This window comes from Pseudarthrobacter sp. HLT1-3, assembly GCF_059383535.1.
The window spans coordinates 63,410-78,927 of record NZ_JBWZCJ010000012.1 but is presented as its reverse complement, the minus strand read 5'-3'; the positions used below and the strand labels follow the sequence as shown (position 1 = coordinate 78,927).

The window sequence follows — 15,518 nt, the reverse complement described above, 5'->3', positions numbered from 1 at the left end:
CCCAGCCTAGCGAGCTGGACACGTCCGGAGCCGCTCTGCAGGGGAATTTTCCGAGGCTGCGGAGTGACCACTCTGTGGGACGGTGGACATCCGTTGCTAAGTAGGCGAACGGTTTTACGGTTTCCGGATACAGTGAATGATCCCAGCTTTATGGCGATCCCTTACGAAGCATCTTCGGCCAGATATCACTTCCGACCACTTTTGTTCGAAACGAACGTTCTTCCCGCATCTGGCCAGAATTGTGATCTACGCTACAATTCCCCGTTTCATCTCACATCGTGGACTTGTGGATGCTTTGTTACTTGCAAGTTTTCATTGTTACGTTGCACACTTCAATTGTGAACAAGAACATAACAGCTCCTGCAGCCGCAGTTTTTTGGATCAGCGCACCCGCTGATACCGAGAATCGCTGTTGTCGAATGCACGCCTAACTTTTACACTCCAAAGGTTTCTAGGCATTCGCCCCCAGCCCAGCGTCGGGCGCCCTCCCCAGTTTTCATTGCGGGGAAAAGTAGCATTCGAGCCGCGATGACGGCCATTCACATTGAGGTAAGCATTCCATGTCAGTTGCATCCGGATACGTCCACATCTCCGTCCGTAACGCCAGCAAGGCCGGCCAGGCCTCCGGTATCCGCCAGGGCTTCGGCGGCCGCGCGTCCTTCGCCCCTTCCGGCTCCGGCAACACCTTCCCCGCCCCGGGCTATGCCCCGCAGGGCTACAACCCCAACTCCTACGGACAGCTCCGGGCCGTTCCGGCGGCCCCGGCCACGGCCCCAACTCCCGTGATTGCGCCGGGCAGCGCCGCCGCCCCTGTGCGTCCCGTCCCGGCCGACAATGTGGCCCGCGGTTTCGTGCTCTACATGGGTATCGACGAGGAAACCGCGGCGGCCGCCGGGACCTCCATTGCCAAGCTGGCCCAGGAGATCCGGGCCTACGCACAGTCCCTGGTCTCCGGCGCCGAAAGCTACGCGGCCGTCGCTGTTGCCCCGGCCAGCGCCCCCGGCTCCGCACTCGACGTCGTCCGGTCCACGTTCGGTGACCCCACGGTGGGCGCCCGCCAGCGCGCCGAGACGTCCCGCCAGCAGCAGCCGCAGGACTCGCGTCCGTCCGGCGTTTTGATTGACCTTGCCCGCCGCGAAGTGGCGCTCGACGGTGAATCCCTGAACCTCACGTTCAAGGAGTTCGAACTCCTCAACTACCTCGTGGAAAACGGCACCCGCACCGTGGGCCGCGACGAGCTGCTCGAGGGCCTGTGGCGGAATGCCGAAGAGGTGCCCAACGAGCGCACCATCGACGTCCACATCCGGCGCCTGCGCTCCAAGCTCGGCCGCCTCGCCAACACCGTGCGCACGGTCCGCGGCCAGGGCTACCGGTTCTACGAGCACCCCGAAGTTGTTGTCTGGGCCGCTCCGGAATACTCGATCTAGCTTCCAGCCCGCGCAAAGCGCCCGTCCCTCCTGGGGGACGGGCGCTTTCGCTTTCTCCGCGGCGCGTCTCACGCGCACAGCGCGGCATTTTGCCGTGCCTTAGCGTTCGCTGGCTCCCTTGACCTCGCAAGCTCGGACAAGGAATCCGGCCAGCTCTCTTCCTCCTTCGTTCCTCAGTCGGCGATGCGGCACTGCGCAAAACGCCACGCTGCGCGCTTACTTCCTCCTGAGAACGCACCTTCCTCCCGTTCTGGGGTGGAGGCTTTCGGCGGGCCGGCTGACGGGCGTTGGCCTCCGCGGCTCTTGGGCGGCTTTTGGACCCTGTTGTGTTTCCTGCCTTCGGCGTAGTCTCGGTCCCGTTGAGCCGACTACTGAGAGGAAGATATGTCTGTTGCGCGGATTACTACCCTGAGTTCGAACTCCAAGACCTCGTTCGATGCCGCCATCAAGGAGGGCATTGAGCGGGCCAACAAGACCCTGCGCAATGTCACGGGTGCCTGGGTGAAGGAACAGAAGGTTGAAATCAGCGACGGCGCCGTCGTTGCCTGGCACGTTGTGCTGGAAGTGACCTTCGTCCTGGACGACTGAGCCACCGTTGGTGGGATGCGCGCCCGGGGATCAGCCGCCGCATTAGGATTGGTCCATGAGCGCGCATCACATCAAACGACTGGTGATCATGCGCCATGCCAAGGCGGACTGGCCCGGCGGCGTCGTCGATCACGACCGGCCGCTTGAAGCGCGCGGCCACCGCGATGCCCCGCAGGCCGGAAGATGGCTGCTGAAACACGGCGTGGTCCCCGATTTCATCCTCTGCTCCAGCGCCCTGCGCACCCGGCAGACCTGCACCTGGGTCTGCAGCGAACTGGGCGACAAGGCCCCGACGCCGAAGCTCGAGGACGGGCTTTACGCCGCCTCGGCGTCGCGGATGCTGACGGTCATCAACCACGTTCCGGACACCGTGACCACCCTCATGGTGATCTCGCACATGCCCGGCGTGCAGGATCTTGCCATGCGCCTTGCCTCCCGCGATTCCAACCACGATGCCTATATGGACGCAGCCACGCGGTACCCCACGAGCGCCCTGACGGTCATGGAGACGGAGAAGTCCTGGGCCGAGCTGGACGGCCAGGACGCCAGGCTTACGCACTTCAAGGTCCCCCGGGCCAAATAACGCCGGCGCCAGGCGGGCTGCCTGATTCCCGAATGATGGTCATACAGGCATTTCTGCGGTTTACTGATGCTGTTTACTCGTGGACTTATGGCGATCGAGAGAAAAGGCGGAATCATCGTGGATTCGGGACAGCTCATAGGGATTATTGTCGGCGTCGTGGTTGTGCTCGCGATCATCGTGGTGGCAACCATGCTCAGCCGCAAGCGCAAGGTTCAAGCGGACCGCAACCGGGCTGTCGAAATGCGTGAAAAGGCCCGGACCGATGAGATCGGGGCAAGGGAACGCGAGGCGCAGGCCGCCCGGGCCGAGGCCGACGCGAAGCAGGCAGAAGTCGAGGCCGAGCGGCTCCGGGAGGAAGCCCGCGACCGCCAGCAGGAAGCACAGCAGGTCCGGTCCGGTGCGCAGGAACAGCTGCGGAAGGCGGACGAAGTGGACCCCGACGTAGTCAGCACCGAACGCGACGCCGAGGGCCGGGACCGGCGGTCCGAAGTAGACGCCGGCAATGAGGAGCAGCGCCGCGACCGCGGCGACCGGAACCCCTCCGCCGCGGACCGCACCACCAACCCGGACGGCAGCCAGGCGCCCGACAACCAGGTCCCGCCGGAGCCGGTCCGACGCGACGAGCCCCGCACCGACAATCCCCGCAACCTCTGATCCTCCACCTACCGGCTACCGGGCCGCCCGGTCCGGACGCGGACGACGCCGGAACCGGGCATAGTGGCAGGGTGAACCCACGCCATTCCGCCCTGGCCCTGCTCGTCGCCGTGCTCTGGGGCGTCAACTTCGTCGCGATCGACCTGGGCCTGCACCCGGACGGGGCGGAGATGCCGCCGCTGTTGTTTGTGGCCATGCGGTTCATCCTGGTGGTCGTGCCGTGCATCTTCTTCATCCGGAAACCGGACGTGAGCTGGAAGGCGATCGTCGGCGTCGGGCTGCTGATGAGCGCCGGACAGTTCGGCCTGCTGTATCTGGCCATGGCACTGGGCATGCCCGCGGGCCTGGCGTCCCTGGTGCTGCAGGCTCAGGTGCTGCTGACGGTGCTGCTGGCGGCAGGTTTTCTCGGCGAGCGGCCGAGCCGACGGCAACTTGCGGGCGTTGTGCTGGGCGTGGCCGGACTCGCTGTTGTGGCGGTCGGCCGCAGTCTCGTCGCCCCGGTGCTGCCGCTTCTGATTGTGCTCGCCGCGGCGCTGTCCTGGGCGGCAGGCAACATCGTCGCCCGAAAAGCGAAGGCAGCCTCCGGACTGGGACTGGTGGTGTGGTCCGGGGCCGTCGTGCCGCTGCCGCTGCTGGGACTCTCGCTGCTGCTCGACGGGCCGCCTGCGGTGGCGCAGGCCCTGGTGGAAGTCCAGCCCATCACGCTGCTGAGTGCCCTCTACACGGCCGTGTTCGGGTCGCTAGTCGGCTACGGCATCTGGAACCGCCTGCTGGGGCTGTACCCCTCCTCGGCCGTGGTGCCCTTTACCCTGCTGGTGCCGGTGGTCGGGATGACTACGGCGTGGCTCGTCCTGGCCGAGGTGCCCACTCCCGCCGAGGTGACGGGTGGACTCCTGCTGCTCGCCGGGGTGGCGACGGCGGTGCTGCGGCCCTGGAATTTTCGCTGGCCCGACAGCCAGCCACGGAACTTGCCGCCGTCAGCGCCGCCGCGGGGACTGCGCCCGCATGTTCAGCGGCGCGTGGATGACCGCGCAGCGGGGCGTGCCGGGGACTTGGCAGGTGACTTGGCAGCGGACCCCGTGGCGCCCGAAGCCGGCCGCTTGAGCCCCGAAGATGCGGCCCGCGGGGCGGGAACGCGGGCCGACTGAGATTTGGCCGACTGAGATTTGGCCGGCTGAGCCGCAGTCGGCCTGCCGGTTGCGGACCTCGGCGCCGGGCGTGCGGCGTTGGTCCGGGACGGTGCGCGGCGGGTGGCTGCCGCCCGGGGCGCCTGGACCCTCGCGGCCGCAGGACGCCGCCGCACAGCGTTGCCGGCTGTCCGCGAACGCCGGCCCCTGCCCGGCAGAACGGTTCCGGCAACCAGCAGCAGCAGGGTGGCAATGCCGGACGCAGCGGCGAGATAGAAGAACAGGTCCGGATGGTCGGTATCCACCGGGGTCGACATCGCATCCGGATCCGCGTTGAAAGCCAAACCCCACTGCCGCAGGAAGGCGATGCTGAAGGCAATGAACAGGATGCTCCCGATCCCGCTGGCGGCCAGGGTCCGGTTCCGCCGGCGGATCACCACCTCGGCGACGCAGGCCACGTAGGCAGCGGCGGACGCCGCCAGGAACCATAGGAACACTGTTCCGTGCAGGGTGATACCGGTCAGCGCCAACAGCGCGAGGGCGGCGATAAACGCACCGATGGCAATTCTGCCGCTGTTACCCATGTGGCCCATGTGAATAATCATCCCCGAGCGGGAGCTACTTCACGACGAAGCCGCGCATGGACGCCATAATCGCCGTCACACTTTGCTCGCGGGTCCGCTCCGGGTTGTAGGTCTGCCGGTCCAGCCCCACGACAAAGCAGGCGCCGAAGATCGCGGTCTCCAGGCTGCCCCGGGACACAGCCGGATCCACCGGGTAAACGGCAGCCACCGCATCGATCGCGGCACTGACCACGGTGAGCAGGCGGCCGCGGAGCTCCGTGAAGGTGTCCTGCCACTCGCTGGGGGTCCGCCAGTTTTCGCTGACCCACAGCCGGGCAAAGGAGGGGTACTCGTCCATGAAATCGATGGCCTGGCCGATCATCTCGTCCATCGCCGTGAGGGGATCCGCTGAGTCGTCCCTGACGCTCAGCAGCCGAGCCAGCAGGATGTCCACCCCGTGGCGCAGCAGCTGGGCGATCAGGTCCGATTTGCTGCCGAAGTTGTAATACACCGTCCCCTTGGACACCCCGGCGGCCGCGGCGATCTCATCGACCGTCACGCCCGCGACGCCGCGTTCGCCAATCAGCTCCATCGAGGCCTCAAACAGCTTCTGCTTGGTCGCGTTGGTCCGGGCCGGCCGGAGCTTCTTGGCCGTTCCTGCCGGTATCCCCGCGTCAGCGGAAGCGGCCGTGCTGTCCGTGCGGCTGGTCATACGGTGATCTCCGGTTTCAGGGTCTTCAGGGTCCAGTACTTGTGCTTCCGGACGGCCAGGGTGGACATGGCCGTTCCCAGCAAAGTGTAGCCAAGCAGCCCCAGCATCGTGGGCAGGATGACGGCGAGGTCCGCGCCGTAAATCAGGTGCCGCATGCCGTTGACCACGTATCCCATCGGCAGGAGTTGGTGCACCACGTGGAGCGGCTGGGGCGTTGTCTGCCAGGGGAAGGTGCCGCCCGAGGAGACCAGCTGCAGGACCAGCAGGATCAGCACCACCAGCTTGCCGGGGGATCCCAGCAACGCCACGATGCCCTGGATGATCGCGCTGAACGCCATCGCGGCGGCCAGCATCAGGAACCACATCAGCCAGGGATGGGCGGGATTGAGGCCCAGCCCGACGTCGACCACCAGGGTCAGCAGGCTTGCCTGCACCGCAGAGACTGCCAGGAACGGCAGCCAGCCGCCGACGGCGATTTTCCACGCCGGAGCGTTCGACGCCAGCGCCCGCTGGGTCACTGGCCGCATCGCCTGGATCAGCATGAAGACGCCGATCCACAGGGCCAGGGTAAGGAAGAAAGGTGCCAGGCCCGCGCCGTAGGAGCCCGCTCTGGCCTGCGAGACGTTGCTGACGGCGACCGGATCCGCCATCACCTTGGCGAGGCTGTCCTTCTGGCTGTCGTCGGGATTAGGAACCTGGCCGGCGCCCTTGTTAAGTTCCGCTGCGAGCGTTCCGGCGCCGCTGGCAGCTGTGGCCGCGCCGCCTTCGAGCCGGGCCGCGCCGTCGTCGAGTTCTTGCGCGCCCGCTGCCAATTGTGCGGCGCCGTCCAGGGCGCGCTGCTGCCCGGCGGCGAGGGTGGCGGCGCCGCCGGCCAGCCGGTCCGCGCCGGTGGACGCCTGGGTGATGGCGCCGCTGAGCGTGGGCGTGGCCCCCGCCAGCCGGGCCGCCCCGGCGCTGACGGCGGCGGACCCGTCCGCCAGCTGCTGGATCTGCGCCGCCGCGGCCATCAGGGACGCACCCCGACCGGCGGATGCCGGCGCGGCAGGGTGGGCGTCGAAGTCTGCCAGGATGGCCTCCGCCTGGGCCGCGGTGATGGTCCCGGCGGCGACGAGCCGGCTGTTGGACGCGGCCACCCGGCTATGTTCTGCCTGGGCGGATGCCTGGGCGGATGCCTGTTCGGCGGCGGCCTGCTGGCCGGCAAGCGCCTTGACCTGGGAGTTGAGCGCGGCGTTGCCGGCCGCCACCTGCGCGGCGCCGTCCGCGAGCGTCCGGGTATCGGCGGGCAGGGTGGAGGTTTTGTCCTTGAGCTGTGTCAGTCCGCCGCTGAGCCCGGCTGCCCCGGTACTGAGCGTGTTGGCGCCGTCCCGGAGTTTGAGCTGGCCTTTGTAGAGTTCGGCGGCGCCGTTCTTTAGGTCGACCGTGCCCTGCTGGAGGGTGATGGTCCCGTCGTGCAGGCTGGTGACGCCGTCGGCGAGTTGCCCGGCGCCGTCGGAAGCCTGGATCATCTGGGTGTGGATGGTCCCAAACCCGGTGAGGAGCTGGTTGGCGGTTTCCTCGCCGACTTCGGTGGCCACCGTGGTGTGCACGGCGGTGGTGAGCTTATCCACGATGGTGCTCAGCAGGTAGTTGTTCGCGTCGTTGGTGGTGACGTTGAGCATGGCCTTGTTGGCGGCGTCGAAGCTGCCGGGGGAGACGAGGTTCGCCGAGAAGTCCTGGGGGATCTTCAGGGCGAAGGCGTATTTGCCCGTGCTGACGCCCTGGTCCGCTTCCGCCGTCCCGGTGACCGTTTGCCAGTTGAAGACATGACCGTCCACGAGACTGTCGGCGACTTTCCGGCCGGCGTCGAGCCGCGTGCCGTCGGCGGAGGTGGCGCCGGTGTCCTCCACGACGAGTGCCGCGTCGATCTGGTTCAGGTTTCCGTAGGGATCCCAGTTGGCGTAGAGGTAGACGGCCCCATAGAGCAGGGGCACCAGGGCCAGCGCCAGAATGGTCAGCTTGGGCAGCAGGCCGCCGGTCATGCGCTTGAGTTCGGAACGGGCCAACCGCAGAACAGTCACTTTGCGTCCTCAGTTTCGAGTGCGGAGTCGAGAGCGATGGAGGCTTCCCGTAGTTCGGCGCGGGGCGCTCCGGGGGCAGGTGCACTTGCGTTCCCGATCGCGGCGGTCGGGCCGGTCCAGCCCGCCGGTACGCTCACGACGACGGCGACGACGGCGAGCGGACGCCCGGCGTCGTACGCCAACTCCTGAAGCCTCGGCAGCCAGTCGGCCGGATCGCCGTGGCGGTCGGGGGAGTCCAGCACCAGCAGATCTGTGTGGGGGTTCGCCAGGGCAAGCGCAGTGAGCAGCCCGATCCGGCGGGAGGCCGGCAGCTGTTCGGTCCACAGCCCGGCGATGTCCTCAAAGCGGTTGCCCTTGAGCCAGGGCTTGCTGAGCAGCGGGCCCCGGTAGCGGCGGGGGACCAGGGCCAGGTCCTCGGTGACGAGGTCGCGGACGCTGAGGTGCTGTTCGGGTTCGTTCACCCCGGGGGAGTCCACGACGGCGCTCGCCTGCCGCAGGGTCCTGGTCCTCGTGCACCCGTCCCACTCTGTGCCGTCCCAGTCAAAGTGTCCGGCAGAGGGCTTGAGGCGCCCGCTCAAGGCCAGGGCCAGGGCGGTGCGCTGGTCCGGGCGTTTGCCGGAGACCAGCAGAAGTTCGCCGCGCCGGACCTGAAGGGAGGTGGCCGGCAGCAAATGGTCCCGCCTGCCGTTCACGGAGAGTTGTTGGACGCGGAGCAAGGAAAGCCTTTCGCAGAACTAATGTCTACGACAAAACTAACTGAACTGACTGGTCAGTTCAAATAGGAGGGTCCGAATGTGAGCTGATTGTGAGCAAGGAGACGGTCAGAGCCCGTACTCCTCAAGCAGCCGGAGCCAGACCTCGCTGATTGTGGGGTAGGACGGCACGGCGTGCCAGAGCCGGTCCAGGGTCACTTCTCCGACGATGGCGATGGTAGCGGCATGCAGCAGCTCGGCCACATCCGGTCCGGCGAAAGTGGCGCCGAGCAGCACCCTGCGGTCCTCGTCGACGACCAGCTGGGCCCAGCCTTCGTACCGTTCCGCGTGCAGCGAGGATCCGGCCACCTGGATGGGCAGTTCCACCGAGGACGCCCGGAGGCCGTCGCGTTCCGCCTGCTGCACCGTCCGGCCGACATTGGCCAGTTCCGGATCGGTGAACACGACATTGGGAATCGCGTGGTCGTTGGCGGTCCGGGCGTACCGGCTCCAGGGGGCGGGGTCGCCGGTCAGCCCGCCCTTGGCACGCGCGGCAATAGCGTCACCGGTGGTCCGCGCCTCGTACTTGCCCTGATGGGTCAGCATGACCTTCCCGGCGGCGTCGCCGGCGGCGTACAGCCACGGCTCGGCGTCGTTCCCGGTGCCGCCTACGACCAGGCCCGTGGAGTCGGTGCTGAGCCGGATTTCCTTCCCGTCCGCGGCGGCGAGGCCGACGTTTTCCAGCCCGATTCCTTCAAGGGCGGGATGCCGGCCGGTGGTAACCAGGAGCTTGTCCGCCGTTACGGTGCCGCCGTCCGCCAGTTCGACCGTGAGGGAGCCGTCGTCGTTCTCCCGGACGCGCTTGGTTCCGGTGCGGAGCCGGAGACCGACGCCGTCCGCGCGCAGCCCGGCGGCGACCAGTGTGGCTGCCTCCTCCGGGAAGGCACCCAGCAGGGCGCCCCGCGCCACCAGGGTGACCGAAGCGCCGAGCCGGGCGAACGCCTGGGCCAGTTCGGTGCCGGCCACCCCGCCGCCCAGAACCGCCAGCCGGTCAGGGATTTCGCGCGCGGACGTCGCTTCCCTCGTGGTCCAGTAGTCCACGTCGCCCAGCCCTTCGATCGGCGGCGCGGTCGGGGAGGACCCGGTGGCCACCACGACGGCGTGCCGTGCCGTGAGCGCGTAGCTGCTGCCGTCCAGTCCCGCGACTTCGACCTTTCGGGTGTCGGTGATCCACCCGTGGCCCCTGATCAGTTCGATCCCGGTGTCCTCGACCCACTTGACCTGGCTGTCGTCCTGCCAGTTGGACGTGAAATGGTCGCGGCGTTTGAGCACCGCGGCTGCGTCCAGGGTCCGGGTGACGGCCTCCGCGGCGCCGGGCACGGACTGTGCGCCGTGGAGCGCAGTTCCCGGGCGCAGCAGCGCCTTGGAGGGCATGCAGGCCCAATAGGAGCACTCACCGCCGACCAATTCCGCCTCGATCAGAACCGCGGTCAGTCCGCCCCGCACCACGCGGTCCGCCACATTCTCGCCCACGGCGCCCGCGCCGATCACAATGACATCGAATTCGCGTTCAAGCTGTGCCGTCATGGCAAAAGCCTACGCCCGGGCCCTCAGGCACCGGATCGGCCAGGCCGTCGAGCCGTAACGGGCAACCCCGTAACGGGCTGACCCCGTAACGGTGGGCTGCCGCCGTCGGGCGCTTAAACAAAAGATCCGCACCAGCGGACCGGTGCGGATCTTTTTCTCTGTGCGCCCAAAGGGATTCGAACCCCTGACCTTCTGTTCCGTAGACAGACGCTCTATCCAGCTGAGCTATGGGCGCATTCTCGGTTCTTGGAGTTTCTCGCTCCCCGAACCTCGAATTACTTTACGCGAGGTGGGGCCGTAGTTACAAATCGAAACAGGTGTAATCTGGCCGACTAGACCGGTCTACGTGACCTTAGTCACAAAATAGGGTCCGTCGGCGCAGCGGATTCCGTGTATTTCCGGGGTTTTTGATTTCCGGGCCACCGGGCGTCCCGCATTTGAGGCCGGTTTTGGGGGGTGATCTAGCCCTACATTTAGGGAACACGACTGAACCCGAGGAAGGGAACCGTAATGGGAGATTTGGCGCGACTGCCGTTGCTTGAAAAAGCACCCACCACACATGCTGGCCTGCTGGCATGGGTCGAAGAGGTAGCTGAACTGACCCAGCCGGACCGGATCCACTGGGTAGACGGCACTGAGGAAGAGAACACCCGGCTCACGGACGAGCTCGTCGCCGCGGGCACGCTGACCCGCCTGAACGAGAAGCTGTTCCCCAAGTCCTTCGCGGCCTTCTCCGACCCCGCCGACGTGGCACGCGTGGAAGAGCAGACGTTCATCTGCTCCGAGAACGAACGCGATGCAGGCTTCACCAACAACTGGATGGCTCCGGCGGAGATGAAGGAGAAGCTCCGCGGGCTCTTCAGCGGCTCCATGCGCGGCCGCACGCTGTACGTCATCCCGTTCGTCATGGGCCACCTGGACGCCGAGGACCCCAAGTTTGGCGTGGAGATCACGGACAGCGCCTACGTTGTCGCCTCCATGCGCATCATGGCCACCATCGGCACCGAGGTCCTGGACAAGATCACCGCCACGAACGCGTTCTTCGTCCCGGCGCTGCACTCGCTGGGCGCACCCCTGGCCCCCGGCCAGGCCGACGTCGTGTGGCCCTGCAACCCGGACAAGTGGATTGTGCACTTCCCCGAAGAGCGCTCCATCTGGTCCTTCGGCTCCGGCTATGGCGGCAACGCCCTGCTGGGCAAGAAGTGCTATGCCCTGCGCATCGCCTCGGTGATGGCCCGGGACGAAGGCTGGCTTGCGGAGCACATGCTCATCCTCAAGCTGACCTCACCGGAGAAGAAGAACTACTACATTTCGGCGGCGTTCCCGTCGGCCTGCGGCAAGACCAACCTCGCCCTGCTGGATCCGGCCATCGAGGGCTGGGAAGTCGAAACCCTCGGTGACGACATCACCTGGATGCGGATTGGCAAGGAAGGCGAACTGCGCGCCACCAACCCGGAGGCCGGCCTGTTCGGCGTCGCCCCGGGCACCGGCTGGGGTACCAACCCCAACGCCATGCGCGCCATCGCCAAGGGCCACAGCATCTTCACCAACGTGGCCCTCACGGACGACGGCGGCGTGTGGTGGGAGGGCATGACCGACGAAGTCCCGGCGCACCTTACCGACTGGCAGGGTAACGACTGGACGCCTGATTCGGACAAGCCCGCCGCCCACCCGAACTCACGCTTCTGTACCCCTATTTCGCAGGTCGACATGCTGGCCGAGGAATACTTCAGCCCCGAGGGTGTGGAGCTCTCCGCGATCCTCTTCGGCGGCCGCCGCAAGACCACGGTTCCGCTCGTGACCCAGGCCCGCAGCTGGACCAACGGCATCTTCATGGGCTCCACTCTCTCCTCCGAGACGACGGCCGCTGCCGCCGGCCAGGTCGGCGTTCTCCGACGCGACCCGATGGCCATGCTGCCGTTCATCGGCTACGACGCCGGCGACTACCTGAAGCACTGGATCAGCGTCTCCGGCAAGGCCAATCCGGAGCGCCTGCCGCACATTTTCCTGGTGAACTGGTTCCGGCGCACGGCCGACGGTGACTTCGCGTGGCCCGGCTTCGGCGACAACGCACGGGTCCTCAAGTGGGCCATCGAGCGCATCGAAGGCAAGGCGGACGCCGTGGAGACCCCCATCGGCTTCGTGCCGGCCGGGCACTCGCTGGACCTCACCGGCCTGGACCTGACCCACGCCCACGTGGAAGATGCCGTCCGCGTGGACCGCGCGGAATGGGACACCGAGCTGGCCTCTATCGAGGAGTGGTACGCCAAGTTCGGCGACTCCCTGCCCGAGGAGCTGCGCTCAGAGCTCGAAAGCCTGAAGGAACGCATGGCGGCGCACTAGCAGCCGGCAGCCCCCAGCTGGGCACGACGGCGGCCCCGCACCCTGTGAAAGGTGCGGGGCCGCCGTCGTGCGTGCTGCGGTGCCCAGTGCGGCCCCGGGGAGCGTGAGGGACTTAGGGCCCTAGACCGCAGTTCGACGGAGATCCTAGGCTCGGACCCATCATCAGCCGGGCCGTCCGCCGACTGGGAAAGATGCTGGGGGCATTCCACGCGTGCGCTGCCGTGCCCCCGACCCGCTCGCAGCACGCGAGTGCCCAGGAGTTCATCATGCTTGTCAGCGACGACATCCAGGCCCTGTCCACGGCTGTCAGCGGCCCGGTGGCCCTGCCGGACAGCCCCGAATTCGCGGCCGAGACGCTCGCCTTCAACGCCGCGACCGTGCACCGGCCCGACGTCGTCCTGGGCGCCGAGAACGCCCAGGATGTCGCGGCCGGGGTGAAATGGGCGGCGGAACGCCGGGTCCCGGTGGCGGTCCAGTCCACCGGGCACGGCGCCGACTCGGTGGTTGACGGCGGCCTGCTCATCAACACCCGGCGCCTGCAGGAGCTGCGGATTGATCCGGTCGAACGCACCGCGCGGGTGGGGGCGGGCGTGAAGTGGCGCAACGTCCTGGAAGCCAGCGTGCCGCACCTGCTGGTCGGGCTGCACGGCTCCAGTACCGACGTTGGCGTCGTCGGCTACACCCTCGGCGGCGGGCTGCCCCTGCTGGGCCGCGCCTACGGTTTTGCGGCGGACCACGTCCGCAGCATGGAGGTCGTCACCGCGGACGGCGCGTTACGCCGGATCGACGCCGAGGCCGAAGCCGAACTGTTCGCGCTGATGCGCGGAGGCAAGGGAAACCTCGCAATCGTCACGGAACTCGAATTCAGCCTCTTCCCGCTGGGGGACTTTTACGGCGGCGGGATCATCTATCCCGGAGCGGATGCCGCCGTGGTCCTGGCGGCGTTCCGCGAGTGGCTGCCCACGCTGCCGGACAACGCCTCGCCGTCCATCTCCCTGCTGCGGCCACCGGAGATGGAGTTCGTCCCCGAGCCGCTGAGGGGAAAGTTCGTGGTGCATCTCCGCTTTTCCTTCCTTGGCAGCCGCGAGGACGGCGACCGCTTGCTGGCCCCGATGCGCGCGGTCTCCAGGCCGCTGATGGACACCGCCGGTCCCATGAGCTACCTCGACGTGGACCAGATCCACATGGACCCGTCGGATCCGCTCCCCTTCACGGCTGGCGGGGCGCTCCTGAAGGACCTTAGAGAAGACACCCTTGCGGACTTACTGGAGCTCACCGGCGAGGGCTCGGACTGTCCGCTGCTTCTCGTTGAGATCCGGCCGCTCGGCGGGGCCCTGGCCCGGGGCGGGGCCGTGCCGGACGCGGTCTCGGGGCGGGACGCGGCGTTCCTGCTTTTCGTCCTCGGGTTCAAGATGCCGACGGTTGCCGAGGCCGTCGCCGCATCCATCCGCGGCGTCCTGGCGGCGATGGCCCCCCACTCCACCGGACACACGCTGGTCAACTTCCATGGCGCACCCGGCGATGAAGTTGACCGGGCGCGGGCATGGTCGCCCGCCGTCTACGAACGGATGCGGGCCGCGAAGTCCAGTTACGACCCGGGAAACCTGCTGCGCTTCGGCCACGCGATCACCGGAGCGCCGTCCGCGGGCTGAACAGGGGCTGGTCTGGGTGCCATCCGCGGGGTGAATCGGAGCCGGGGCGGATGAGGCCCCGTCTGGCGGTGAAGCGAAGCCGGTGGGGGTGAGGCGCCGTGCCGTCACGGGGTGGCGCGGCGCGTGATGAATAACGTCGACGGCGGCCCCGCACCTTGCGCAAAGGTGCGGGGCCGCCGTCGTGCGTGCTGCGTAGCCCGGTGGTGCGCCGCGTGGCCGGGGAGACTAGCTGGCCAGCCAGATGTCCGGGCCGAAGACCTCGTAGTGGATCTTGGTGGCCGGGATGCCGGCGTTGATGGCCTCGTTGCGGATGCTCTTCATGAACGGCAGCGGACCGCACAGGTAGAGCGAGGCGTTGGCCGGGAGGTCCACCTCGCGCAGTGACATGAAGCCCTCCTTGGTTCCGGCGACCGGCCGCTCCAGCCAGACCTGGAGGTCGGCGCCGTCGAGGCGTTCGACGTCGTCGGTCATCTGGCTGCGCAGCGCCCAGCTGTCCAGGTCGCTTTCCGCGTGCAGGACCAGGACCTGGCGGTCCGAGCCGGAGTCTGCGAGGGAGCGCAGGATGGACGCGGTCGGTGTGCAGCCGATGCCCGCGGAGGCCAGGACAACCGGTCCGTCGCCTTCCTTGAGGGTGATTTCACCATAGGGGTTGGAGATTTCCAGGATGTCGCCGATCTGGACGCTGTTGTGCAGCACGGGGGAGACTTCGCCGCCGTCGTCCATCTTGGTGGTGAAGCTGCGGCTGGTGCCGGCTTCGCCGGACAGCGAGTACTGGCGGACCTGGCGCAGGCCGTCCGGGAGCTGGACCTTGACGCTGACGTACTGGCCCGGGAGGGCGGGGGTGATGGGGGTGTCGTCGGCCGGTTCCAGGGTGAAGGTCATGGAACCGGTGCCGGCGGGGGCCTTGGCGGCGACCTTCCACGGGCTCCACATCTTGCCGTTGGCCTGCGCGGCGTAGAGGCCCTTTTCGAGCTTGATCAGCGCGTCCGCCATCAGCCAGTAGACCTCGGTCCAGGCCTCGGCGATTTCCGGCGTGATGACCTCGGCCAGGTCCTCGGCGATGGCCGCGAACAGGTGCTCGTAGACCACCTGGTACTGCGGTTCGGTGATGCCCAGGGAGGCGTGGCGGTGGGCGATGCGGGCGAGTACGGTCTCCGGCAGGGTTCCCGGGTTGTTCACCAGGTGGGTGGCGAAAGCGGCGATGCTTCCGGCCAGGGCCTGCTGCTGGTTGCCGTTGCGCTGGTTTGAGCGGCTGAAGAGCCCGTCCAGCAGTTCGGGATGCGCCGCGAAGAGCCGGGCGTAGAACTTGGGGGTGATTTCACCGATCCGGGACCCGACCAGCGGGAGGGTGGCCTCGATGACGGGGAAGGACTTGTCCGAGAGCATATGGACTCCTGAGATAGTGGCCGGGGTCTTCAACCGGCCCGATGAAAAATACCCGTATTTGAAATGCAAGTATTTATAACTCTGTTCTACAGGGTGTAGAAAACATGTTCAAATCGAGGGTTTTTCCGTGCGTGGCGGGGTGGGCAT

General features: G+C 67.3%; 12 protein-coding genes and 1 tRNA gene. 7 read left to right on the top strand and 6 right to left on the bottom strand.

Going from position 1 to position 15,518, the window contains the following annotated elements; all coding sequences use genetic code 11:
- Window positions 1-560: 560 nt before the first annotated feature.
- The 5 genes from AC50X9_RS12080 (at window position 561) to AC50X9_RS12060 (ending at window position 4,400) form a co-directional block, all read left to right on the top strand.
- On the top strand, window positions 561-1,427 hold the full coding sequence (locus tag AC50X9_RS12080; RefSeq protein ID WP_494893906.1) for a winged helix-turn-helix domain-containing protein: 867 nt from the start codon (window positions 561-563) through the stop codon (window positions 1,425-1,427).
- A 384-nt stretch (window positions 1,428-1,811) separates the two neighbouring features.
- Complete coding sequence (locus tag AC50X9_RS12075) at window positions 1,812-2,015, top strand: dodecin family protein (protein WP_494893904.1); 204 nt, start codon at window positions 1,812-1,814, stop codon at window positions 2,013-2,015.
- A 55-nt stretch (window positions 2,016-2,070) separates the two neighbouring features.
- Window positions 2,071-2,598, top strand: a complete 528-nt coding sequence (locus AC50X9_RS12070; protein ID WP_494893902.1) for a SixA phosphatase family protein — start codon at window positions 2,071-2,073, stop codon at window positions 2,596-2,598.
- Window positions 2,599-2,685: 87 nt separating this feature from the next.
- Complete coding sequence (locus AC50X9_RS12065) at window positions 2,686-3,252, top strand: hypothetical protein (protein ID WP_494893900.1); 567 nt, start codon at window positions 2,686-2,688, stop codon at window positions 3,250-3,252.
- A 71-nt stretch (window positions 3,253-3,323) separates the two neighbouring features.
- Complete coding sequence (locus AC50X9_RS12060; RefSeq protein ID WP_494893898.1) at window positions 3,324-4,400, top strand: EamA family transporter; 1,077 nt, start codon at window positions 3,324-3,326, stop codon at window positions 4,398-4,400.
- A gap of 597 nt (window positions 4,401-4,997) precedes the next feature.
- Here the strand turns inward: AC50X9_RS12060 and AC50X9_RS12055 are convergent.
- The 5 genes from AC50X9_RS12055 to AC50X9_RS12035 form a co-directional block, all read right to left on the bottom strand.
- Window positions 4,998-5,654, bottom strand: a complete 657-nt coding sequence (locus AC50X9_RS12055; RefSeq protein ID WP_494893896.1) for a TetR/AcrR family transcriptional regulator — start codon at window positions 5,652-5,654, stop codon at window positions 4,998-5,000.
- The gene (locus AC50X9_RS12050) at window positions 5,651-7,711 is read right to left on the bottom strand and encodes a YhgE/Pip family protein (protein ID WP_494893894.1); all 2,061 of its coding nucleotides are present in this window, start codon (window positions 7,709-7,711) and stop codon (window positions 5,651-5,653) included. Before AC50X9_RS12050 ends, AC50X9_RS12055 begins: the two co-directional genes overlap by 4 nt.
- Window positions 7,708-8,427 carry an ABC transporter ATP-binding protein gene (locus tag AC50X9_RS12045; RefSeq protein ID WP_494893892.1) on the bottom strand — a complete coding sequence of 240 codons (720 nt, stop codon included), beginning with the start codon at window positions 8,425-8,427 and terminating at the stop codon, window positions 7,708-7,710. The genes AC50X9_RS12050 and AC50X9_RS12045 overlap by 4 nt, the downstream gene beginning before the upstream one ends.
- 105 nt (window positions 8,428-8,532) lie before the next feature.
- Complete coding sequence (locus AC50X9_RS12040; RefSeq protein WP_494893890.1) at window positions 8,533-9,990, bottom strand: dihydrolipoyl dehydrogenase family protein; 1,458 nt, start codon at window positions 9,988-9,990, stop codon at window positions 8,533-8,535.
- 161 nt (window positions 9,991-10,151) lie between these two features.
- Window positions 10,152-10,225: transfer RNA gene (locus AC50X9_RS12035), tRNA-Arg, on the bottom strand.
- Window positions 10,226-10,500: 275 nt separating this feature from the next.
- Here AC50X9_RS12035 and AC50X9_RS12030 point away from each other — a divergent pair.
- Window positions 10,501-12,333 carry a phosphoenolpyruvate carboxykinase (GTP) gene (locus AC50X9_RS12030; RefSeq protein ID WP_494893888.1) on the top strand — a complete coding sequence of 611 codons (1,833 nt, stop codon included), beginning with the start codon at window positions 10,501-10,503 and terminating at the stop codon, window positions 12,331-12,333.
- 266 nt (window positions 12,334-12,599) lie between these two features.
- On the top strand, window positions 12,600-13,985 hold the full coding sequence (locus tag AC50X9_RS12025) for an FAD-binding oxidoreductase (RefSeq protein WP_494893886.1): 1,386 nt from the start codon (window positions 12,600-12,602) through the stop codon (window positions 13,983-13,985).
- A 225-nt stretch (window positions 13,986-14,210) separates the two neighbouring features.
- Here the strand turns inward: AC50X9_RS12025 and AC50X9_RS12020 are convergent, their stop codons facing one another.
- Entirely contained in the window at window positions 14,211-15,371 is a 1,161-nt protein-coding gene (locus tag AC50X9_RS12020; protein ID WP_494893884.1) for a globin domain-containing protein, read from the bottom strand.
- Between the last annotated feature and the right edge of the window lie 147 nt (window positions 15,372-15,518).

Excerpts from the sequence above, each read along its gene's own strand:
- AC50X9_RS12065 (WP_494893900.1), top strand. The coding sequence starts at position 2,686 with ATGGCGATCGAGAGAAAAGGCGGAATCATCGTGGATTCGGGACAGCTC.
- AC50X9_RS12080 (WP_494893906.1), top strand. The coding sequence starts at position 561 with ATGTCAGTTGCATCCGGATACGTCCACATCTCCGTCCGTAACGCCAGC.
- AC50X9_RS12020 (WP_494893884.1), bottom strand. The coding sequence starts at position 15,371 with ATGCTCTCGGACAAGTCCTTCCCCGTCATCGAGGCCACCCTCCCGCTG.
- AC50X9_RS12070 (WP_494893902.1), top strand. The coding sequence starts at position 2,071 with ATGAGCGCGCATCACATCAAACGACTGGTGATCATGCGCCATGCCAAG.
- AC50X9_RS12030 (WP_494893888.1), top strand. The coding sequence starts at position 10,501 with ATGGGAGATTTGGCGCGACTGCCGTTGCTTGAAAAAGCACCCACCACA.
- AC50X9_RS12025 (WP_494893886.1), top strand. The coding sequence starts at position 12,600 with ATGCTTGTCAGCGACGACATCCAGGCCCTGTCCACGGCTGTCAGCGGC.
- AC50X9_RS12075 (WP_494893904.1), top strand. The coding sequence starts at position 1,812 with ATGTCTGTTGCGCGGATTACTACCCTGAGTTCGAACTCCAAGACCTCG.
- AC50X9_RS12055 (WP_494893896.1), bottom strand. The coding sequence starts at position 5,654 with ATGACCAGCCGCACGGACAGCACGGCCGCTTCCGCTGACGCGGGGATA.
- AC50X9_RS12040 (WP_494893890.1), bottom strand. The coding sequence starts at position 9,990 with ATGACGGCACAGCTTGAACGCGAATTCGATGTCATTGTGATCGGCGCG.